The following is a 17,138-nucleotide window of genomic DNA, read 5'->3' as shown; positions in this document are numbered from 1 at the left end:
ACTTTTGTATGAAAAAAGAGCGCTCAGGCGCTCTTTTTTTTTGCAATTTTTGCCGCTTACCTGCTGAAGCAACATTCGCGTGCTATTGTAATCATAACTATTCTCATTTACACTTTGCGCGTAATTTGAACGGGAGTGCTTATGTACGTTTGTTTGTGTAATGGTGTCAGTGATAAAAAAATTCGGCAGGCAGTGCGCCAGTTTCATCCACAATCTTTCCAGCAGCTTCGCAAGTTTGTGCCAGTGGGAAACCAATGTGGCAAATGCATTCGCGCAGCACGAGAAATCATGCAAGAAGAGTTATTGCAGATCCCAGAATTTAAAGAGATTGCCTAAGTCAGTCACTTTTTTTTGACTTACTCCGTGCTACATCTACGCTTCATGTAGTGGAAGCGGAGGGAGTAAAAATGAAAGGTGATACTAAGATAATAAATTATCTCAATAAATTATTGGGAAACGAGCTTGTCGCGATCAATCAGTATTTTCTCCATGCGAGAATGTTCAAAAACTGGGGCTTGATGCGCCTCAACGAAGTTGAATACCATGAGTCCATTGATGAAATGAAACACGCCGATAAGTATATCGAGCGTATTTTGTTCCTCGAAGGAATTCCTAACTTGCAAGACTTGGGCAAACTCCATATTGGTGAGGATGTCGAAGAAATGCTTCAGTCCGACCTCAACCTGGAACTGGAAGGTGCAAAAGATTTACGTGAGGCGATTGCTTACGCGGATACCATCCATGACTATGTCAGTCGCGATATGCTGATCCAAATCCTTACGGAGGAAGAGCACCATATAGACTGGTTGGAAACTGAGTTAGATCTCATCTCTAAAATTGGTTTGCAGAATTACATTCAATCTCAAATCAAAGAAGGAAATTGAGTTCTTGAAACAGTGGGAAGGTGGAACATATCCATCCTGCTGAACCACCCGCTATCGCAAGGTATGGGCCAAAGGGTAGCGGAGTGGTAGTCAGTGAAATCTTTTTCTTTCTTAGTAATTTTGTTATTAACATCGAAAACAGGCCCGTTGATGAGGCTGTGAACAGAATCCACCCCAAACTTTGCCAACCATGCCACGCTCCTAAAGCAGCCAAAAGCTTCATATCTCCATAGCCGATTCCCTCGTACTTTCGCCAATAAAAGTATATCCAGTGCAACCCCCATAAACTGAGATATCCGCAAATAGCGCCAAGTATTGATGTTGCTAAATGTTCCGGTATAAAAAAGACCTGATACAGTAACCCAGACCATAACAAGGAATAGGTCAGGTTATCCGGGAGCAGCATGCATCGATAATCTATCCAGGCTAGCTGTAGCAAAAGTCCAATATAGATTGCCAGAAAGGGCAGTTCGAATAGCGAAGAGGACGTAAACATAGCCATTGATGACTCTACAGTGAGATGATTTTCAACATTAAAAGAATCGCTATGTGAAAACAAAGTGGAGATTGCTCAGGTGCGAGAAGCCCTCCGAGGAAGATTCCACGGCTAGCCATTCTTGCATTTCAAATTGAATGCATGCCGTACCCTTGCATAAAAGATTGTTTAATTCGTATCCATGGCTTGATTAAGGAGCGTATTTACGTATAATGCGCGGGCCTGTCTTAATCGATGGCTGGCTCGATATGAGCCTGGCAGTGAAGTTACTGTCGACAATGTTCCCAATTGGGGAACTATGTATGAACGATTACACTCCCCCATCAATCGTAATGGGTGTGAGTAGTGATTTTTTTCGTCTATAAAATAATTGGAGCTATGGTCTCATGCAGAGCCAAAGAATCCGTATCCGTCTTAAAGCGTTTGATCATCGTCTGATTGATCAATCAACTGCGGAAATCGTCGAGACTGCTAAGCGCACTGGTGCGCAAGTACGTGGTCCGATCCCGCTGCCGACCCGCAAAGAGCGCTTTACCGTTCTGATCTCTCCGCACGTCAACAAAGACGCGCGTGATCAGTACGAAATTCGCACTCACAAGCGTCTGGTTGACATCGTTGAGCCAACTGAGAAAACCGTTGATGCTCTGATGCGTCTGGATCTGGCTGCTGGTGTTGACGTGCAGATCAGCCTGGGTTAATCAGGTCATTGACGATTGAGAGGTTGAAACAATGATTGGTTTAGTCGGTAAAAAAGTGGGTATGACCCGTATCTTCACAGAAGACGGCGTTTCTATCCCAGTAACCGTGATCGAAGTAGAAGCAAACCGTGTTACTCAGGTTAAAGACCTGGCTAACGATGGCTATCGTGCTGTTCAAGTTACCACTGGCGCTAAAAAAGCTAGCCGTGTAACTAAGCCGGAAGCTGGTCACTTCGCTAAAGCTGGCGTAGAAGCTGGCCGTGGTCTGTGGGAATTCCGCCTTGCTGAAGGCGAAGAGTTCACCGTAGGTCAAGACATTAGCGTTGAACTGTTTGCTGAAGTTAAAAAAGTTGACGTAACTGGCACCTCTAAAGGTAAAGGTTTCGCAGGTACCGTTAAGCGCTGGAACTTCCGTACCCAGGACGCTACTCACGGTAACTCCTTGTCTCACCGTGTTCCGGGTTCTATCGGTCAGAACCAGACTCCGGGCAAAGTGTTCAAAGGCAAGAAAATGGCAGGCCAACTGGGTAACGAACGTGTAACTGTTCAGAGCCTGGATGTAGTACGCGTTGACGCTGAGCGCAACCTGCTGCTGGTTAAGGGTGCAGTTCCGGGTGCAACCGGTAGCGACCTTATTGTTAAACCAGCTGTGAAGGCGTAAGGGGATAGCAATGGAATTAGTATTGAAAGACGCGCAAAGCGCGCTGACTGTTTCCGAAACTACCTTCGGTCGTGATTTTAACGAAGCGCTGGTACACCAGGTTGTTGTTGCTTATGCAGCTGGTGCACGTCAAGGTACTCGTGCTCAGAAGACTCGTGCTGAAGTAACTGGTTCCGGTAAAAAACCGTGGCGCCAGAAAGGTACCGGCCGTGCGCGTTCAGGTTCTATCAAGAGCCCGATCTGGCGTTCCGGTGGCGTAACCTTCGCTGCTCGTCCGCAGGACCACAGTCAAAAAGTTAACAAAAAGATGTACCGCGGAGCGCTGAAAAGCATTCTGTCCGAACTGGTACGTCAGGATCGTCTGATCGTTGTCGAACAGTTCTCTGTTGAAGCGCCTAAAACTAAGCTGCTTGCTCAGAAACTGAAAGACATGGCCCTGGAAGATGTGCTGATCGTAACTGGCGAACTGGATGAGAATCTGTTCCTGGCTGCACGTAACCTGCATAAGGTTGACGTTCGCGATGCTGCAACAATCGATCCAGTTAGCCTGATCGCCTTCGACAAAGTCGTTATGACTGCTGATGCAGTTAAGCAAGTTGAGGAGATGCTGGCATGATCCGTGAAGAACGTCTGCTGAAAGTACTGCGCGCGCCGCACGTATCTGAAAAAGCATCTATGGCGATGGAAAAAACAAATACCATCGTTCTCAAAGTTGCAAAAGACGCGACCAAAGCAGAGATCGTTGCTGCTGTTGAGAAACTGTTCGAAGTTGAAGTTAAAGGCGTTAATACCTTGCTTGTTAAAGGTAAAACTAAGCGTCATGGACAGCGTATCGGTCGTCGTAGCGACTGGAAAAAAGCTTACGTCACCCTGAAGGAAGGCCAGAATCTGGACTTCGTCGGCGGCGCTGAGTAAGTCGGAGGAGAAAAACAATGGCAGTTGTTAAATGTAAACCGACATCTCCGGGTCGTCGCCACGTAGTTAAAGTGGTCAACCCTGAGCTGCATAAGGGCAAACCATTTGCTCCGCTGGTTGAAAAAAACAGCAAATCCGGTGGCCGTAACAACAATGGTCGTATCACTACTCGTCACATCGGTGGTGGTCACAAGCAGGCTTATCGTATTGTTGACTTTAAACGCAACAAAGACGGTATCCCGGCAGTTGTTGAACGTCTTGAGTACGATCCGAACCGTTCTGCGAATATCGCACTGGTTCTGTACAAAGATGGCGAACGCCGTTACATCCTGGCCCCTAAAGGCCTGAAAGCTGGCGACCAGATTCAATCTGGCGTTGATGCTGCAATCAAAGCAGGTAACACCCTGCCGATGCGCAATATCCCGGTTGGTTCTACCGTTCATAACGTAGAAATGAAACCAGGTAAAGGCGGTCAGCTGGCTCGTTCTGCTGGTACCTATGTGCAGATCGTTGCACGTGATGGTGCTTACGTTACCCTGCGTCTGCGTTCTGGTGAAATGCGTAAAGTCGAAGCTGACTGCCGTGCAACCATGGGCGAAGTCGGTAACTCTGAGCATATGCTCCGCGTTCTGGGTAAAGCAGGTGCTGCTCGCTGGCGTGGTGTTCGTCCTACCGTTCGCGGTACTGCGATGAACCCAGTCGACCACCCACACGGTGGTGGTGAAGGTCGTAACTTTGGTAAGCACCCGGTAACTCCGTGGGGCGTTCAGACCAAAGGTAAGAAGACCCGCAGCAACAAGCGTACTGATAAATTCATCGTACGTCGCCGTAGCAAATAATTTTAGAGGATAAGCCATGCCACGTTCTCTCAAGAAAGGTCCTTTTATTGACCTGCACTTGCTGAAGAAGGTAGAGAAAGCGGTGGAAAGCGGTGACAAGAAGCCCCTGCGCACTTGGTCCCGTCGTTCAACGATCTTTCCTAACATGATCGGTTTGACCATCGCTGTCCATAATGGTCGTCAGCATGTTCCGGTATTTGTTTCCGACGAAATGGTCGGTCACAAACTGGGTGAATTTGCACCGACACGTACTTATCGCGGCCACGCTGCTGATAAAAAAGCCAAGAAGAAATAAGTAGGAGGAAGAGATGGAAACTTTAGCTCAACATCGCCACGCTCGTTCTTCTGCTCAAAAGGTTCGCCTTGTTGCAGACCTTATTCGCGGTAAGAAAGTGTCGCAGGCACTGGAAATTTTGACCTTCACCAACAAGAAAGCTGCGGTATTGGTCAAGAAAGTTCTGGAATCTGCCATTGCTAACGCTGAACACAACGATGGCGCTGACATTGACGATCTGAAAGTCGCGAAAATCTTCGTAGACGCAGGCCCAAGCATGAAGCGCATTATGCCGCGTGCAAAAGGTCGTGCAGATCGCATCCTGAAGCGCACCAGCCACATTACTGTGGTTGTGTCCGATCGCTGAGACTCTGGAGACTAGCAATGGGTCAGAAAGTACATCCTAATGGTATTCGCCTGGGTATTGTAAAACCTTGGAACTCTACTTGGTTTGCGAACACCAAAGAATTCGCTGACAACCTGGACAGCGATTTTAAAGTTCGTCAGTACCTGACGAAGGAACTGGCGAAGGCGTCTGTATCTCGTATCGTTATCGAGCGTCCAGCTAAGAGCATCCGTGTGACTATTCACACTGCTCGCCCTGGCATCGTAATCGGTAAGAAAGGCGAAGACGTAGAAAAACTGCGTAAGGTCGTAGCGGATATCGCTGGCGTTCCTGCACAGATCAATATCGCCGAAGTTCGTAAGCCTGAACTGGACGCAAAATTGGTTGCTGACAGCATCACTTCTCAGCTGGAACGTCGTGTTATGTTCCGTCGTGCTATGAAGCGTGCTGTACAGAATGCCATGCGTCTGGGCGCTAAAGGTATCAAAGTTGAAGTTAGCGGCCGTCTGGGCGGCGCCGAGATCGCACGTACCGAATGGTATCGTGAAGGTCGCGTGCCGTTGCACACACTGCGTGCTGACATTGACTACAACACCTCTGAAGCGCACACCACTTATGGTGTAATTGGCGTTAAAGTGTGGATCTTTAAAGGTGAGATCCTGGGTGGGATGGCTGCTGTTGAACAACCGGAAAAACCGGCTGCTCAACCTAAAAAGCAGCAGCGTAAAGGCCGTAAGTAAGGAGAGTCGCTGATGTTACAACCAAAGCGTACAAAATTCCGTAAAGTGCACAAAGGCCGCAACCGTGGTCTGGCTGCCGGTACGGATGTTAGCTTCGGCACTTTCGGTCTGAAAGCTGTTGGCCGTGGTCGTCTGACTGCACGTCAGATCGAAGCAGCACGTCGTGCAATGACCCGTGCAGTTAAGCGTCAGGGTAAGATCTGGATCCGTGTATTCCCGGACAAACCGATCACCGAAAAGCCGCTTGAAGTGCGTATGGGTAAAGGTAAAGGCAACGTAGAGTATTGGGTTGCCTTGATTCAGCCTGGCAAAGTCCTGTATGAAATGGACGGCGTACCAGAAGAGCTGGCCCGTGAAGCATTCAAGCTGGCAGCAGCGAAACTGCCGATTAAAACCACCTTTGTAACTAAGACGGTGATGTAATGAAAGCAAAAGAGCTGCGTGAAAAGAGTGTTGAAGAGCTGAACACCGAGCTGCTGAATTTGCTGCGTGAGCAGTTCAATCTGCGTATGCAAGCAGCAAGTGGCCAGCTGCAACAGACTCACCTGCTGAAGCAAGTGCGTCGTGATGTTGCACGTGTTAAGACTTTATTGACTCAGAAGGCGGGTGCGTAATGACCGATAAAATCCGTACTCTGCAAGGTCGCGTTGTTAGTGACAAAATGGAGAAATCCATTGTTGTTGCTATCGAACGTGTGGTGAAACACCCGATTTACGGTAAATTCATCAAACGTACGACCAAACTGCACGTACATGACGAGAACAATGAATGTGGTATCGGTGACGTGGTTGAAATCCGCGAATGCCGTCCATTGTCTAAGACTAAGTCTTGGACGCTTGTTCGCGTTGTAGATAAAGCTGTTCTGTAATACAGTGAGCTTTGTCTAACGAATAAACGGCTCAGTAAATGAGCCGTTTATTTTTTCTACCCATATTCAGGAACCGGTGTTATAATGCCGCGCCCTCGTTTATGGGGCTTTTTAACGACCTAATTATGGGTCCCGAAGTAGTAGTTGACATTAGCGGAGCACTGAAATGATCCAAGAACAGACTATGCTGACCGTAGCCGACAACTCCGGCGCGCGTCGCGTAATGTGTATCAAGGTTCTGGGTGGCTCGCACCGTCGCTACGCAGGCGTCGGCGACATCATCAAAATTACCATCAAGGAAGCAATTCCTCGTGGTAAGGTGAAGAAAGGCGATGTCCTGAAAGCGGTAGTGGTGCGCACCAGGAAGGGTGTTCGTCGCCCGGACGGTTCTGTCATTCGCTTCGATGGTAATGCATGCGTTATTTTAAACAATAACAGCGAGCAACCAATCGGCACGCGTATTTTTGGGCCGGTAACTCGTGAACTGCGTAATGAGAAGTTCATGAAAATTATCTCTCTGGCACCAGAAGTACTCTAAGGAGCGAATCATGGCAGCTAAAATCCGTCGTGATGACGAAGTTATCGTGTTAACCGGTAAAGATAAAGGTAAGCGCGGTAAAGTTAAGAATGTCTTGTCTTCCGGCAAGCTCATTGTTGAAGGTATCAATCTGGTTAAGAAACATCAGAAGCCGGTTCCGGCCCTGAACCAACCAGGTGGCATCGTTGAAAAAGAAGCTGCTATTCAAGTTTCTAACGTTGCACTCTTCAATGCGGCAACCGGCAAGGCTGACCGTGTAGGCTTTAGATTTGAAGAGGGCAAAAAAGTCCGTTTCTTCAAGTCTAACAGCGAAACTATCAAGTAATTTGGAGTAGTACGATGGCGAAACTGCATGATTACTACAAAGACGAAGTAGTTACAAAACTCATGACTGAGTTTAACTACAATTCTGTCATGCAAGTCCCTCGGGTCGAGAAGATCACCCTGAACATGGGTGTGGGTGAAGCGATCGCTGACAAGAAACTGCTGGATAATGCAGCAGCTGACTTGACAGCAATCTCCGGTCAAAAGCCGTTGATCACCAAAGCACGCAAATCAGTTGCAGGCTTCAAAATCCGTCAGGGCTATCCGATCGGCTGTAAAGTAACTCTGCGTGGCGAACGCATGTGGGAGTTTCTTGAGCGCCTGATCACCATTGCTGTACCGCGTATCCGTGACTTCCGTGGCTTGTCCGCTAAGTCATTCGATGGTCGTGGTAACTACAGCATGGGTGTCCGTGAGCAGATCATCTTCCCAGAAATCGACTATGACAAAGTCGATCGCGTTCGTGGTTTGGATATTACCATTACCACTACTGCGAAATCTGATGATGAAGGCCGTGCTCTGCTGGCTGCCTTTAACTTCCCATTCCGTAAGTAAGGTAGGGTTACTAATGGCTAAGCAATCGATGAAAGCACGCGAAGTCGTTCGCGTGAAACTGGCCGACAAATACCGCGCTAAACGCGAGGAATTGAAAGCTATCATCTCTGGTGTGAACTCATCCGACGAAGAACGTTGGGATGCGGTTCTTAAGCTGCAGTCTCTGCCGCGTGATTCCAGCCCGTCCCGTCAGCGTAACCGCTGCCGCCAAACTGGTCGTCCGCATGGTTATGTGGGCAAATTCGGGTTGAGCCGTATTAAGCTTCGTGAAGCCGCTATGCGCGGTGAAGTACCTGGCTTGAAAAAGGCTAGCTGGTAATATCCAATTGAATCACGGGAGTAAAGACAGATGAGCATGCAAGATCCGATCGCGGATATGCTGACCCGTATCCGTAACGGTCAAGCCGCGAATAAAGTTGCGGTCACCATGCCTTCCTCCAAGCTGAAATTGGCAATTGCCAACGTGCTGAAAGAAGAAGGCTATATTGAAGATTTTAAAATCGAAGGCGACATCAAGCCTGAACTGGAACTGACTCTTAAGTATTTCCAGGGCAAGGCTGTGGTAGAGAGCATTCAGCGAGTCAGCCGCCCAGGTCTGCGCATCTATAAGAAAAAAGATGAGCTGCCTAAAGTTATGGCCGGTATGGGTATTGCTGTCGTTTCTACCTCTAAAGGTGTTATGACTGATCGTGCAGCGCGCCAAGCTGGTCTTGGTGGCGAAATTATCTGCTACGTAGCCTAATTGGAGGAATAAAATGTCTCGTGTTGCTAAAGCACCGGTCGTTATTCCTGCTGGCGTAGAGGTAAAACTCAACGGTCAGGTTATTTCGATCAAAGGTAAGAACGGCGAGCTGACTCGTACAATCAACGATGCTGTTGAAGTTAAACACGCTGATAATGCACTGACTTTCGCTCCACGCGAAGGTTTTGCAAACGCGTGGGCCCAAGCGGGTACCACTCGTGCGTTGTTAAATGCAATGGTTATCGGTGTTACCGAAGGCTTCACTAAGAAGCTGCAGCTGGTTGGTGTAGGTTATCGTGCAGCAGTTAAAGGCAATGCGGTGAGTTTGGCCCTGGGCTTCTCTCATCCTGTTGAACATGCTCTGCCAGCGGGAATCACTGCTGAATGTCCAACTCAAACTGAAATCGTGCTGAAAGGCGCTGATAAGCAGATGATTGGACAAGTGGCTGCTGATCTGCGCGCCTACCGTCGTCCTGAGCCTTATAAAGGCAAGGGTGTTCGTTACGCCGACGAAGTCGTGCGTACCAAAGAGGCTAAGAAGAAGTAAGGTAACACTATGGATAAGAAATCTGCTCGTATCCGTCGTGCGACCCGCGCACGTCACAAGCTCAAAGAACTGGGTGCGACTCGTCTGGTGATTCACCGTACGCCTCGTCATATTTATGCACAGGTTATCGCACCGAACGGTTCAGAAGTCCTGGTAGCTGCATCTACTGTAGAAAAAGCTATCGCTGAGCAACTGAAGTACACTGGAAACAAAGACGCCGCTACAGCTGTGGGTAAAGCTGTTGCAGAGCGCGCACTGGAAAAAGGCATTACGAAAGTATCCTTTGACCGTGCTGGTTTCCAATATCATGGTCGTGTCCAGGCACTGGCAGATGCTGCCCGTGATGCTGGCCTACAGTTCTAAGGTAGAGGTGTAAGATGGCTCACATCGAAAAACAAGCTGGCGAACTGCAGGAAAAGCTGATCGCGGTAAATCGCGTATCTAAAACCGTTAAAGGTGGTCGTATCTTCTCCTTCACTGCTCTGACAGTGGTTGGCGATGGTAATGGTCGCATTGGTTTTGGTTACGGAAAAGCGCGTGAAGTTCCAGCAGCTATCCAGAAAGCGATGGAAAAAGCCCGTCGCAACATGATTAACGTCGCGCTGAATCACGGCACCCTGCAGCACCCTGTTAAAGGTGTGCACACAGGATCTCGTGTGTTCATGCAGCCGGCTTCCCAGGGTACCGGTATTATTGCCGGTGGTGCAATGCGCGCCGTTCTGGAAGTCGCTGGAGTTCATAACGTTTTGGCTAAAGCATATGGTTCCACCAACCCGATTAACGTGGTTCGTGCAACTATTGATGGCCTGGCGAATATGAAGTCTCCGGAAATGGTCGCTGCCAAGCGTGGTAAATCCGTTGAAGAAATTCTGGGGTAATTGACCATGGCAAAGACTATTAAAATTACACAAACCCGCAGTGCGATCGGTCGTTTGCCGAAACACAAGGCAACGCTGCTTGGCCTGGGTCTGCGTCGTATTGGCCACACCGTAGAGCGCGAGGATACTCCTGCTGTACGTGGTATGGTCAACGCGGTTTCCTACATGGTTAAAGTTGAGGAGTAAGAGATGCGTTTAAATACTCTGTCTCCGGCCGAAGGGTCTAAGCACGCTTCCAAGCGTCTGGGTCGTGGTATCGGTTCTGGTCTCGGCAAAACCGGCGGTCGTGGTCACAAAGGTCAGAACTCTCGTTCTGGCGGTGGCGTACGTCGTGGGTTCGAAGGTGGCCAGATGCCGTTGTACCGTCGTCTGCCGAAATTCGGTTTCACCTCTCGCAAAGCAATGATCACTGGTGAGATTCGTCTCTCCGATCTTGCGAAAGTTGAAGGCGACGTAGTTGACCTGAACACGCTGAAAGCAGCAAACATTATCGGTATCCAGATCGAGTTCGCGAAAGTGATTCTGTCTGGCGAGGTTTCTCGTCCGGTAACTGTTCGCGGCCTGCGTGTCACTAAAGGCGCTCGTGCTGCTATCGAAGCTGCTGGCGGTAAAATCGAGGAATAAGTAGCAGATGGCAAAGCAACCGGGATTAGATTTTCAAAGTGCTAAAGGCGGGTTTGGCGAGCTGAAACGCAGACTGATGTTTGTTATCGGTGCGCTGATTGTGTTCCGTATTGGCTCTTTTATTCCGATCCCTGGTATTGATGCCGCTGTACTTGCCAAACTGCTTGAGCAACAGCGAGGCACTATCATTGAAATGTTTAACATGTTCTCTGGTGGTGCTCTCAGCCGTGCTTCTATCTTTGCATTGGGTATCATGCCGTATATTTCGGCATCGATTATTATCCAGCTCCTAACGGTGGTTCATCCAGCGTTAGCAGAGTTGAAGAAAGAAGGGGAGTCTGGTCGTCGTAAGATCAGCCAGTACACCCGTTACGGCACTCTGGTGCTGGCAATATTCCAGTCAATCGGTATTGCTACCGGTTTACCGAATATGCCTGGTATGCAAGGCTTGGTGTTAAACCCAGGCTTTGCATTCTACTTCACAGCTGTTGTGAGTCTTGTCACGGGGACTATGTTCCTTATGTGGCTAGGCGAACAGATTACTGAGCGTGGTATCGGCAACGGTATCTCAATCATAATCTTCGCTGGTATTGTTGCGGGTTTGCCGCCGGCCGTTGGCCATACTATCGAGCAAGCAAGGCAAGGCGACCTGCACTTCCTTCTGTTGCTGTTGGTTGCAGTACTAGTATTCGCAGTGACCTTCTTCGTTGTTTTTGTTGAACGTGGTCAACGCCGCATTGTGGTAAACTACGCAAAACGTCAACAGGGTCGTCGTGTCTATGCTGCGCAGAGCACGCATTTACCGCTGAAAGTGAATATGGCTGGTGTTATTCCAGCAATTTTCGCTTCCAGTATTATTCTGTTCCCGGCAACGATTGCATCGTGGTTTGGGGGCGGTACCGGTTGGAACTGGCTGACTACAATTTCGCTGTATTTGCAGCCTGGGCAACCGCTTTATGTGTTACTCTATGCGTCTGCAATCATCTTCTTCTGTTTCTTCTATACAGCGTTGGTTTTCAACCCACGTGAAACAGCAGATAACCTGAAGAAGTCCGGTGCATTTGTACCAGGAATTCGTCCGGGAGAACAAACGGCGAAGTATATTGATAAAGTGATGACCCGCCTGACCTTGGTTGGTGCGTTGTACATTACCTTTATCTGCCTAATCCCGGAGTTCATGCGTGACGCAATGAAAGTGCCTTTCTACTTCGGTGGAACCTCGCTGCTCATTGTTGTCGTGGTTATCATGGACTTTATGGCTCAAGTGCAAACTCTGATGATGTCTAGTCAGTACGAGTCTGCATTGAAGAAAGCGAATCTGAAAGGCTACGGCCGTTAATAGTCGCTTGAGAAGTTACGGAGAGTAAAAATGAAAGTTCGTGCTTCCGTCAAGAAATTATGTCGTAACTGCAAAATCGTTAAGCGTGACGGTGTTATTCGCGTGATTTGCAGCGCCGAACCGAAGCATAAACAGCGTCAAGGCTGATTATCTCGCATATTTTTCTTGCAAAGTTGGGTTGAGCTGGCTAGATTAGCCAGCCAATCTTTTGTATGTCTATGCGTTTCCATTTGAGTATCCTGAAAACGGGCTTTTCGGTATGGGACGCATAATCAAAATAGTAGGAGTGCATAGTGGCCCGTATAGCAGGCATTAACATTCCTGATCAAAAACATACCGTGATCGCTTTAACTTCGATCTACGGTGTAGGCAAGACTCGTTCAAAGGCCATTTGTGCTGCGGCGGGTATCGCTGAAGATGTTAAGATCAGAGAGCTGTCTGAAGAACAAATCGACACGCTGCGTGACGAAGTTGCCAAATTTGTCGTTGAAGGTGATCTGCGCCGTGAAGTGAGTATGAGCATCAAGCGTCTGATGGACCTTGGTTGCTATCGCGGTTTGCGTCATCGTCGTGGTCTGCCAGTACGCGGTCAGCGTACGAAGACCAACGCACGTACCCGTAAGGGTCCGCGCAAACCGATCAAGAAATAATCGGGGTGATTGAATAATGGCAAAGGCACCAGTTCGTGCACGTAAGCGTGTAAGAAAACAAGTCTCTGACGGCGTGGCTCATGTCCATGCTTCTTTCAACAACACAATCGTTACCATTACTGATCGTCAGGGTAATGCATTGGGTTGGGCAACTGCCGGTGGTTCCGGTTTCCGTGGCTCTCGCAAGTCCACTCCGTTCGCAGCTCAGGTTGCAGCAGAGCGTTGCGCAGAAGCTGTGAAAGAATACGGTATCAAGAACCTTGAAGTTATGGTTAAGGGACCGGGTCCAGGCCGCGAATCTACTATTCGTGCTCTGAACGCCGCTGGTTTCCGCATCACTAATATTACTGATGTGACTCCGATCCCTCACAACGGTTGTCGTCCGCCGAAAAAACGTCGCGTATAACGCTCGTTTTTAGGAATGTTGGAGAAAGAAAATGGCAAGATATTTGGGTCCTAAGCTCAAGCTGAGCCGTCGCGAGGGCACAGACCTGTTCCTGAAGTCTGGTGTTCGCGCGATCGATACCAAGTGTAAAATTGAACAAGCTCCTGGCCAGCACGGTGCGCGTAAACCGCGTCTGTCTGACTATGGTGTGCAGTTGCGTGAAAAGCAAAAAGTTCGCCGCATGTTCGGTGTTCTGGAGCGTCAGTTCCGTAACTACTATAAAGAAGCAGCACGTCTGAAAGGCAACACCGGTGAAAACCTGTTGGCTCTGCTTGAAGGTCGTCTGGACAACGTTGTTTACCGTATGGGCTTTGGCGCTACTCGTGCAGAATCACGTCAGTTAGTTAGCCACAAAGCAGTTATGGTAAATGGTCGCGTTGTTAACATCGCTTCTTATCAGGTAACTCCGAATGACGTAGTTAGCATCCGTGAGAAAGCCAAAAAGCAATCTCGCGTGAAGGCCGCTCTGGAGCTGGCTGAACAGCGTGAAAAGCCAACCTGGCTGGAAGTTGATGCTGCTAAGATGGAAGGTGTGTTTAAGCGTAAGCCTGAGCGTACTGATCTGTCTGCGGACATTAACGAACACCTGATCGTCGAGCTTTACTCCAAGTAAAGCTTAGTACCAAAGAGAGGACACAATGCAGGGTTCTGTGACAGAGTTTCTAAAACCGCGCCTGGTAGATATCGAGCAAGTGAGTTCGACGCACGCCAAGGTGACCCTTGAGCCTTTAGAGCGTGGCTTTGGCCATACTCTTGGTAATGCACTGCGCCGTATTCTGCTCTCATCGATGCCGGGTTGCGCGGTGACAGAGGTTGAGATTGATGGTGTACTACACGAGTACAGCACCAAAGAAGGCGTTCAGGAGGATATCCTGGAAATCCTGCTCAACCTGAAAGGGCTGGCGGTGAGAGTTCAAGGTAAAGATGATGTTATTCTTACTCTGAATAAGTCTGGCATTGGCCCTGTGACTGCAGCCGATATCACCCATGATGGTGATGTCGAAATCGTCAAGCCGCAGCATGTGATCTGCCACCTGACTGATGAGAACGCATCTATTAGTATGCGTATCAAAGTTCAGCGCGGTCGCGGTTATGTGCCGGCCTCTGCCCGAATTCATTCGGAAGAAGATGAGCGCCCAATTGGTCGTCTGCTGGTTGACGCCTGCTACAGCCCTGTAGAGCGAATTGCCTACAATGTTGAAGCTGCGCGTGTAGAGCAGCGTACTGACCTGGATAAGCTGGTCATCGAAATGGAAACCAACGGTACAATCGATCCTGAAGAGGCGATTCGTCGTGCGGCAACCATTCTGGCTGAACAACTTGAAGCTTTCGTTGACTTACGTGATGTTCGTCAACCAGAAGTTAAAGAAGAGAAACCAGAGTTCGATCCGATCCTGCTGCGCCCTGTTGACGATCTGGAATTGACTGTCCGCTCTGCTAACTGCCTTAAGGCAGAAGCTATCCACTATATCGGTGATCTGGTACAGCGTACCGAAGTTGAGCTGCTCAAAACGCCTAACTTGGGTAAAAAATCTCTTACCGAGATTAAAGACGTGCTGGCTTCCCGTGGTTTGTCTCTGGGCATGCGCCTGGAAAACTGGCCACCGGCAAGCATCGCTGACGAGTAACCGGATCACAGGTTAAGGTTTTACTGAGAAGGATAAGGTCATGCGCCATCGTAAGAGTGGTCGTCAACTGAACCGCAACAGCAGCCATCGCCAGGCTATGTTCCGCAATATGGCAGGTTCACTGGTTCGTCATGAGATCATCAAGACGACTCTGCCTAAAGCGAAAGAGCTGCGTCGCGTAGTTGAGCCGCTGATTACTCTTGCCAAGACTGATAGCGTTGCTAATCGTCGTCTGGCATTCGCCCGCACTCGTGATAACGAGATCGTGGCAAAACTGTTTAATGAATTGGGTCCGCGTTTTGCAGCCCGTACTGGTGGTTACACTCGCATTCTTAAGTGTGGCTTCCGTGCAGGTGACAATGCTCCGATGGCTTACATCGAGCTGGTTGATCGCGCCGAATCTCAAACAGAAGCTGCTGCAGAGTAATCTGTAGTAACGTAAAAAAACCGGGCTTGCCCGGTTTTTTTATATCTGAAATTCCTCCCCATGCTTTCCCAGCATATCTTTATTACATCTCCAATTATTACATAGTTGATTATGTGGTTACTTGATCAATGGGCAGAACGTCATATTCTTGATGCACAACGCAATGGTGAGTTTGATTCACTATCTGGGTCAGGGAAACCTCTCGAACTCGATGATGATTCATATATCCCAATGGAATTGCGGGCGGCCTGGCGTCTATTGAAAAATTCCGGTTGCTTACCTCCGGAGCTTCAACAGCGGAAGGATGCAATTGAGCTTAATCATTTGCTCAGATCGATAGACCATAGCCACCCAGAATATGCAGTCATCAGAAAGAAAATGCTATTGCTTGAGCTCAAACTCCAGAATGCAGGAATGAGTACTGATTTCCTACATGGAGAGTATGCTGATAGATTGCTTAATAAAATTGATGAGGAATGATCATGTTACGTATTGGAGAGTTGGCCAGATTGGCAGACGTGACGCCGGATACCATTCGCTACTATGAAAAGCAGCAGATGATGGATCATGAAGTCAGAACTGAAGGAGGGTTTCGGCTTTATAGTGAAAGTGATTTGCAGCGTCTGAAGTTCATTCGTTATGCAAAGCAGTTAGGTTTCACGCTGGAAACTATCCGCGAGCTACTATCGATCCGAATCGATCCCGACCATCACACCTGCCAGGAATCGAAGAGCATTGTGCAATCCAGATTGGCGGAAGTAGAGTCAAAAATTAAAGAACTTCAGCATATGCAGCGATCGTTACAGAGATTAAATGATGCATGTTGTGGCACTGCCCACAGCAGCGCATATTGTTCAATCCTTGAAGCATTGGAGCAGGGGGCGAGCCAACGAAAAGAATAAATTGTGATTTTTCAGATAGAGGCTTAAAATTGCGCCGTTATTTTAATCAATCTGGAGTTAGTATGAGTAAGTATCAGCATAAGAAAGGCATTATAAAAGATAATGCAATTGAGGCTTTGCTACATGACCCGCTATTTCGTCAAAGAGTTGAGCAGAACAAGAAAGGGAAAGGAAGTTACCAACGTAATACCAAACATTGCAAACGAGGTAACTGGGAGGCCAGTGGCAAACAAGCAAATCGCTTTTTTACCACTGGCCTTCTTTTTTTCACTAGCGCATTCAGATTCGTTCGTTCTGTTGTTTCAGCAGGTCACGAATTTCGCTGAGTAATACTTCTTCTTTGGTTGGTGCCGGTGGTGCAGCAGGTTCTTCTACTTTCTTACGGTTCAGTTTATTTATTGCTTTGATCGCAAGGAAAATCGCGAAGGCAACAATCACGAAATCAAAAATATTTTGAATAAATACACCGTAATGCATCACTACTGCTGGAATATCACCAACTGCAGGTCTTAATGTTAAGGCAAACTGTTTAAAATCTACGCCGCCAATTAACAACCCCAGTGGCGGCATAATAATATCCGCAACTAGTGATGAAACAATTTTCCCGAATGCGGCCCCAATAATTACACCTACTGCCAAATCCACAACATTTCCGCGCATCGCAAATTCGCGGAATTCTTTTAACATGCTCATTTTTCTCTCCTTGTACCGGCTGACGTTAATAAGTCTAACAAATGATGACCCGATTGCCATTACATCAGGAAATAAGAATTCTCAGCTAATACCTTAATATTAAGAGGGTTTGTTGGGTAAAAGAA

The 17,138-nt window shown here is 48.2% G+C and carries 36 protein-coding genes; 33 read left to right on the top strand and 3 right to left on the bottom strand.

What is annotated here, in order from left to right:
- Positions 1-207, bottom strand: a 207-nt coding sequence (locus tag M979_RS23630) for a hypothetical protein (RefSeq protein ID WP_209439635.1), incomplete at its 3' end; no start/stop codon positions are given.
- Here M979_RS23630 and bfd point away from each other — a divergent pair.
- Complete coding sequence (gene bfd / locus M979_RS15710) at positions 142-336, top strand: bacterioferritin-associated ferredoxin (protein ID WP_034461786.1); 195 nt, start codon at positions 142-144, stop codon at positions 334-336. The genes M979_RS23630 and bfd overlap by 66 nt on opposite strands.
- Before the next feature lie 71 nt (positions 337-407).
- Complete coding sequence (gene bfr, locus M979_RS15705; RefSeq protein ID WP_064555507.1) at positions 408-884, top strand: bacterioferritin; 477 nt, start codon at positions 408-410, stop codon at positions 882-884.
- On the opposite strand, the gene M979_RS15700 is transcribed toward bfr, so the two are convergent.
- Positions 868-1,386 carry a prepilin peptidase gene (locus M979_RS15700; protein WP_245164764.1) on the bottom strand — a complete coding sequence of 173 codons (519 nt, stop codon included), beginning with the start codon at positions 1,384-1,386 and terminating at the stop codon, positions 868-870. The genes bfr and M979_RS15700 overlap by 17 nt on opposite strands.
- 380 nt (positions 1,387-1,766) lie before the next feature.
- Here M979_RS15700 and rpsJ point away from each other — a divergent pair, with 380 nt between their 5' ends.
- The 31 genes from rpsJ (at position 1,767) to M979_RS22635 (ending at position 16,646) form a co-directional block, all read left to right on the top strand.
- Positions 1,767-2,078: a 30S ribosomal protein S10 gene (gene rpsJ, locus M979_RS15695; protein WP_034461784.1), complete on the top strand. Its 312-nt coding sequence runs from the start codon at positions 1,767-1,769 to the stop codon at positions 2,076-2,078.
- Between the two features lie 31 nt (positions 2,079-2,109).
- Complete coding sequence (gene rplC / locus M979_RS15690) at positions 2,110-2,739, top strand: 50S ribosomal protein L3 (protein WP_034461783.1); 630 nt, start codon at positions 2,110-2,112, stop codon at positions 2,737-2,739.
- A gap of 10 nt (positions 2,740-2,749) precedes the next feature.
- Positions 2,750-3,355 (top strand): 50S ribosomal protein L4, encoded by a 606-nt coding sequence (gene rplD / locus M979_RS15685; protein WP_034461782.1) that lies wholly within the window; start codon positions 2,750-2,752, stop codon positions 3,353-3,355.
- Positions 3,352-3,654 (top strand): 50S ribosomal protein L23, encoded by a 303-nt coding sequence (gene rplW / locus M979_RS15680; protein ID WP_034461781.1) that lies wholly within the window; start codon positions 3,352-3,354, stop codon positions 3,652-3,654. Before rplD ends, rplW begins: the two co-directional genes overlap by 4 nt.
- 17 nt (positions 3,655-3,671) lie before the next feature.
- Positions 3,672-4,493 carry a 50S ribosomal protein L2 gene (gene rplB / locus M979_RS15675; protein ID WP_034461780.1) on the top strand — a complete coding sequence of 274 codons (822 nt, stop codon included), beginning with the start codon at positions 3,672-3,674 and terminating at the stop codon, positions 4,491-4,493.
- Positions 4,494-4,509: 16 nt separating this feature from the next.
- Positions 4,510-4,788, top strand: a complete 279-nt coding sequence (gene rpsS / locus M979_RS15670; RefSeq protein WP_001138115.1) for a 30S ribosomal protein S19 — start codon at positions 4,510-4,512, stop codon at positions 4,786-4,788.
- 13 nt (positions 4,789-4,801) lie between these two features.
- Entirely contained in the window at positions 4,802-5,134 is a 333-nt protein-coding gene (rplV, locus tag M979_RS15665) for a 50S ribosomal protein L22 (RefSeq protein WP_034461779.1), read from the top strand.
- 17 nt (positions 5,135-5,151) lie between these two features.
- On the top strand, positions 5,152-5,853 hold the full coding sequence (gene rpsC, locus M979_RS15660) for a 30S ribosomal protein S3 (RefSeq protein ID WP_000529945.1): 702 nt from the start codon (positions 5,152-5,154) through the stop codon (positions 5,851-5,853).
- A 12-nt stretch (positions 5,854-5,865) separates the two neighbouring features.
- Complete coding sequence (gene rplP / locus M979_RS15655) at positions 5,866-6,276, top strand: 50S ribosomal protein L16 (RefSeq protein ID WP_008927134.1); 411 nt, start codon at positions 5,866-5,868, stop codon at positions 6,274-6,276.
- The gene (rpmC, locus tag M979_RS15650; RefSeq protein ID WP_008457158.1) at positions 6,276-6,467 is read left to right on the top strand and encodes a 50S ribosomal protein L29; all 192 of its coding nucleotides are present in this window, start codon (positions 6,276-6,278) and stop codon (positions 6,465-6,467) included. Before rplP ends, rpmC begins: the two co-directional genes overlap by 1 nt.
- Positions 6,467-6,721, top strand: coding sequence for a 30S ribosomal protein S17 (gene rpsQ, locus M979_RS15645; protein WP_034461775.1), 255 nt, complete (start codon positions 6,467-6,469; stop codon positions 6,719-6,721). Before rpmC ends, rpsQ begins: the two co-directional genes overlap by 1 nt.
- A gap of 166 nt (positions 6,722-6,887) precedes the next feature.
- Positions 6,888-7,259 (top strand): 50S ribosomal protein L14, encoded by a 372-nt coding sequence (gene rplN / locus M979_RS15640; protein WP_002438705.1) that lies wholly within the window; start codon positions 6,888-6,890, stop codon positions 7,257-7,259.
- 10 nt (positions 7,260-7,269) lie between these two features.
- Positions 7,270-7,584: a 50S ribosomal protein L24 gene (gene rplX, locus M979_RS15635; RefSeq protein WP_034461774.1), complete on the top strand. Its 315-nt coding sequence runs from the start codon at positions 7,270-7,272 to the stop codon at positions 7,582-7,584.
- Between the two features lie 14 nt (positions 7,585-7,598).
- The gene (rplE, locus tag M979_RS15630) at positions 7,599-8,138 is read left to right on the top strand and encodes a 50S ribosomal protein L5 (RefSeq protein ID WP_034461772.1); all 540 of its coding nucleotides are present in this window, start codon (positions 7,599-7,601) and stop codon (positions 8,136-8,138) included.
- 13 nt (positions 8,139-8,151) lie between these two features.
- Positions 8,152-8,457 (top strand): 30S ribosomal protein S14, encoded by a 306-nt coding sequence (gene rpsN / locus M979_RS15625; protein WP_034461771.1) that lies wholly within the window; start codon positions 8,152-8,154, stop codon positions 8,455-8,457.
- 30 nt (positions 8,458-8,487) lie between these two features.
- The gene (gene rpsH / locus M979_RS15620) at positions 8,488-8,880 is read left to right on the top strand and encodes a 30S ribosomal protein S8 (RefSeq protein WP_034461770.1); all 393 of its coding nucleotides are present in this window, start codon (positions 8,488-8,490) and stop codon (positions 8,878-8,880) included.
- A gap of 13 nt (positions 8,881-8,893) precedes the next feature.
- Positions 8,894-9,427 (top strand): 50S ribosomal protein L6, encoded by a 534-nt coding sequence (gene rplF / locus M979_RS15615; protein ID WP_034461769.1) that lies wholly within the window; start codon positions 8,894-8,896, stop codon positions 9,425-9,427.
- A gap of 9 nt (positions 9,428-9,436) precedes the next feature.
- Entirely contained in the window at positions 9,437-9,790 is a 354-nt protein-coding gene (gene rplR / locus M979_RS15610; protein WP_034461768.1) for a 50S ribosomal protein L18, read from the top strand.
- Positions 9,791-9,804: 14 nt separating this feature from the next.
- Positions 9,805-10,305, top strand: coding sequence for a 30S ribosomal protein S5 (gene rpsE, locus M979_RS15605; RefSeq protein WP_034461766.1), 501 nt, complete (start codon positions 9,805-9,807; stop codon positions 10,303-10,305).
- Between the two features lie 6 nt (positions 10,306-10,311).
- Complete coding sequence (rpmD, locus tag M979_RS15600; RefSeq protein ID WP_004846568.1) at positions 10,312-10,491, top strand: 50S ribosomal protein L30; 180 nt, start codon at positions 10,312-10,314, stop codon at positions 10,489-10,491.
- A 3-nt stretch (positions 10,492-10,494) separates the two neighbouring features.
- Positions 10,495-10,929, top strand: coding sequence for a 50S ribosomal protein L15 (rplO, locus tag M979_RS15595; protein WP_034461765.1), 435 nt, complete (start codon positions 10,495-10,497; stop codon positions 10,927-10,929).
- A gap of 7 nt (positions 10,930-10,936) precedes the next feature.
- Positions 10,937-12,268: a preprotein translocase subunit SecY gene (gene secY / locus M979_RS15590; RefSeq protein ID WP_034461764.1), complete on the top strand. Its 1,332-nt coding sequence runs from the start codon at positions 10,937-10,939 to the stop codon at positions 12,266-12,268.
- A 30-nt stretch (positions 12,269-12,298) separates the two neighbouring features.
- Positions 12,299-12,415 (top strand): 50S ribosomal protein L36, encoded by a 117-nt coding sequence (gene rpmJ / locus M979_RS15585; protein WP_000868187.1) that lies wholly within the window; start codon positions 12,299-12,301, stop codon positions 12,413-12,415.
- Between the two features lie 146 nt (positions 12,416-12,561).
- On the top strand, positions 12,562-12,918 hold the full coding sequence (rpsM, locus tag M979_RS15580) for a 30S ribosomal protein S13 (protein ID WP_034461763.1): 357 nt from the start codon (positions 12,562-12,564) through the stop codon (positions 12,916-12,918).
- Positions 12,919-12,934: 16 nt separating this feature from the next.
- Positions 12,935-13,324: a 30S ribosomal protein S11 gene (rpsK, locus tag M979_RS15575; protein WP_004138423.1), complete on the top strand. Its 390-nt coding sequence runs from the start codon at positions 12,935-12,937 to the stop codon at positions 13,322-13,324.
- Between the two features lie 31 nt (positions 13,325-13,355).
- Positions 13,356-13,976 (top strand): 30S ribosomal protein S4, encoded by a 621-nt coding sequence (rpsD, locus tag M979_RS15570; RefSeq protein ID WP_034461762.1) that lies wholly within the window; start codon positions 13,356-13,358, stop codon positions 13,974-13,976.
- 25 nt (positions 13,977-14,001) lie between these two features.
- On the top strand, positions 14,002-14,991 hold the full coding sequence (locus tag M979_RS15565) for a DNA-directed RNA polymerase subunit alpha (RefSeq protein ID WP_034461761.1): 990 nt from the start codon (positions 14,002-14,004) through the stop codon (positions 14,989-14,991).
- Positions 14,992-15,031: 40 nt separating this feature from the next.
- Positions 15,032-15,418 carry a 50S ribosomal protein L17 gene (rplQ, locus tag M979_RS15560; protein ID WP_034461760.1) on the top strand — a complete coding sequence of 129 codons (387 nt, stop codon included), beginning with the start codon at positions 15,032-15,034 and terminating at the stop codon, positions 15,416-15,418.
- A 111-nt stretch (positions 15,419-15,529) separates the two neighbouring features.
- Positions 15,530-15,898, top strand: a complete 369-nt coding sequence (locus M979_RS15555; RefSeq protein ID WP_034461794.1) for a DnaJ family domain-containing protein — start codon at positions 15,530-15,532, stop codon at positions 15,896-15,898.
- Positions 15,899-15,900: 2 nt separating this feature from the next.
- Entirely contained in the window at positions 15,901-16,320 is a 420-nt protein-coding gene (gene zntR, locus M979_RS15550) for a Zn(2+)-responsive transcriptional regulator (protein ID WP_064555505.1), read from the top strand.
- 62 nt (positions 16,321-16,382) lie between these two features.
- Entirely contained in the window at positions 16,383-16,646 is a 264-nt protein-coding gene (locus tag M979_RS22635; RefSeq protein ID WP_074388672.1) for an alternative ribosome-rescue factor A, read from the top strand.
- Here M979_RS22635 and mscL read toward each other — a convergent pair.
- The gene (mscL, locus tag M979_RS15545) at positions 16,600-17,013 is read right to left on the bottom strand and encodes a large-conductance mechanosensitive channel protein MscL (protein WP_064555503.1); all 414 of its coding nucleotides are present in this window, start codon (positions 17,011-17,013) and stop codon (positions 16,600-16,602) included. The two genes, M979_RS22635 and mscL, sit on opposite strands and share 47 nt — an antisense overlap.
- Between the last annotated feature and the right edge of the window lie 125 nt (positions 17,014-17,138).

The sequence above is a fragment of the Buttiauxella noackiae ATCC 51607 genome, from assembly GCF_001654865.1.
Classification (GTDB): Bacteria; Pseudomonadota; Gammaproteobacteria; order Enterobacterales; family Enterobacteriaceae; genus Buttiauxella; species Buttiauxella noackiae.
Note: the sequence above shows the minus strand (reverse complement) of the source record. Positions and strands in the feature narration are given on the sequence as shown.

Bases quoted from the DNA above. Each gene is read 5' to 3' on its own strand.
- rpsQ (WP_034461775.1), top strand. From the start codon at position 6,467: ATGACCGATAAAATCCGTACTCTGCAAGGTCGCGTTGTTAGTGACAAA.
- rplO (WP_034461765.1), top strand. From the start codon at position 10,495: ATGCGTTTAAATACTCTGTCTCCGGCCGAAGGGTCTAAGCACGCTTCC.
- M979_RS15565 (WP_034461761.1), top strand. From the start codon at position 14,002: ATGCAGGGTTCTGTGACAGAGTTTCTAAAACCGCGCCTGGTAGATATC.
- rpsC (WP_000529945.1), top strand. From the start codon at position 5,152: ATGGGTCAGAAAGTACATCCTAATGGTATTCGCCTGGGTATTGTAAAA.
- rpsN (WP_034461771.1), top strand. From the start codon at position 8,152: ATGGCTAAGCAATCGATGAAAGCACGCGAAGTCGTTCGCGTGAAACTG.
- rpmJ (WP_000868187.1), top strand. From the start codon at position 12,299: ATGAAAGTTCGTGCTTCCGTCAAGAAATTATGTCGTAACTGCAAAATC.
- rpsS (WP_001138115.1), top strand. From the start codon at position 4,510: ATGCCACGTTCTCTCAAGAAAGGTCCTTTTATTGACCTGCACTTGCTG.
- bfr (WP_064555507.1), top strand. From the start codon at position 408: ATGAAAGGTGATACTAAGATAATAAATTATCTCAATAAATTATTGGGA.
- rplX (WP_034461774.1), top strand. From the start codon at position 7,270: ATGGCAGCTAAAATCCGTCGTGATGACGAAGTTATCGTGTTAACCGGT.
- rpsK (WP_004138423.1), top strand. From the start codon at position 12,935: ATGGCAAAGGCACCAGTTCGTGCACGTAAGCGTGTAAGAAAACAAGTC.
- M979_RS22635 (WP_074388672.1), top strand. From the start codon at position 16,383: ATGAGTAAGTATCAGCATAAGAAAGGCATTATAAAAGATAATGCAATT.
- rpsD (WP_034461762.1), top strand. From the start codon at position 13,356: ATGGCAAGATATTTGGGTCCTAAGCTCAAGCTGAGCCGTCGCGAGGGC.
- rplW (WP_034461781.1), top strand. From the start codon at position 3,352: ATGATCCGTGAAGAACGTCTGCTGAAAGTACTGCGCGCGCCGCACGTA.
- rpsE (WP_034461766.1), top strand. From the start codon at position 9,805: ATGGCTCACATCGAAAAACAAGCTGGCGAACTGCAGGAAAAGCTGATC.
- rplP (WP_008927134.1), top strand. From the start codon at position 5,866: ATGTTACAACCAAAGCGTACAAAATTCCGTAAAGTGCACAAAGGCCGC.
- rplR (WP_034461768.1), top strand. From the start codon at position 9,437: ATGGATAAGAAATCTGCTCGTATCCGTCGTGCGACCCGCGCACGTCAC.
- rplF (WP_034461769.1), top strand. From the start codon at position 8,894: ATGTCTCGTGTTGCTAAAGCACCGGTCGTTATTCCTGCTGGCGTAGAG.
- rplV (WP_034461779.1), top strand. From the start codon at position 4,802: ATGGAAACTTTAGCTCAACATCGCCACGCTCGTTCTTCTGCTCAAAAG.
- mscL (WP_064555503.1), bottom strand. From the start codon at position 17,013: ATGAGCATGTTAAAAGAATTCCGCGAATTTGCGATGCGCGGAAATGTT.
- rplN (WP_002438705.1), top strand. From the start codon at position 6,888: ATGATCCAAGAACAGACTATGCTGACCGTAGCCGACAACTCCGGCGCG.
- rplD (WP_034461782.1), top strand. From the start codon at position 2,750: ATGGAATTAGTATTGAAAGACGCGCAAAGCGCGCTGACTGTTTCCGAA.
- rpsJ (WP_034461784.1), top strand. From the start codon at position 1,767: ATGCAGAGCCAAAGAATCCGTATCCGTCTTAAAGCGTTTGATCATCGT.
- M979_RS15700 (WP_245164764.1), bottom strand. From the start codon at position 1,386: ATGGCTATGTTTACGTCCTCTTCGCTATTCGAACTGCCCTTTCTGGCA.
- rplC (WP_034461783.1), top strand. From the start codon at position 2,110: ATGATTGGTTTAGTCGGTAAAAAAGTGGGTATGACCCGTATCTTCACA.
- rpsH (WP_034461770.1), top strand. From the start codon at position 8,488: ATGAGCATGCAAGATCCGATCGCGGATATGCTGACCCGTATCCGTAAC.
- rpmD (WP_004846568.1), top strand. From the start codon at position 10,312: ATGGCAAAGACTATTAAAATTACACAAACCCGCAGTGCGATCGGTCGT.
- zntR (WP_064555505.1), top strand. From the start codon at position 15,901: ATGTTACGTATTGGAGAGTTGGCCAGATTGGCAGACGTGACGCCGGAT.
- M979_RS15555 (WP_034461794.1), top strand. From the start codon at position 15,530: ATGTGGTTACTTGATCAATGGGCAGAACGTCATATTCTTGATGCACAA.
- rpmC (WP_008457158.1), top strand. From the start codon at position 6,276: ATGAAAGCAAAAGAGCTGCGTGAAAAGAGTGTTGAAGAGCTGAACACC.
- rplE (WP_034461772.1), top strand. From the start codon at position 7,599: ATGGCGAAACTGCATGATTACTACAAAGACGAAGTAGTTACAAAACTC.
- rplQ (WP_034461760.1), top strand. From the start codon at position 15,032: ATGCGCCATCGTAAGAGTGGTCGTCAACTGAACCGCAACAGCAGCCAT.
- secY (WP_034461764.1), top strand. From the start codon at position 10,937: ATGGCAAAGCAACCGGGATTAGATTTTCAAAGTGCTAAAGGCGGGTTT.
- rplB (WP_034461780.1), top strand. From the start codon at position 3,672: ATGGCAGTTGTTAAATGTAAACCGACATCTCCGGGTCGTCGCCACGTA.
- bfd (WP_034461786.1), top strand. From the start codon at position 142: ATGTACGTTTGTTTGTGTAATGGTGTCAGTGATAAAAAAATTCGGCAG.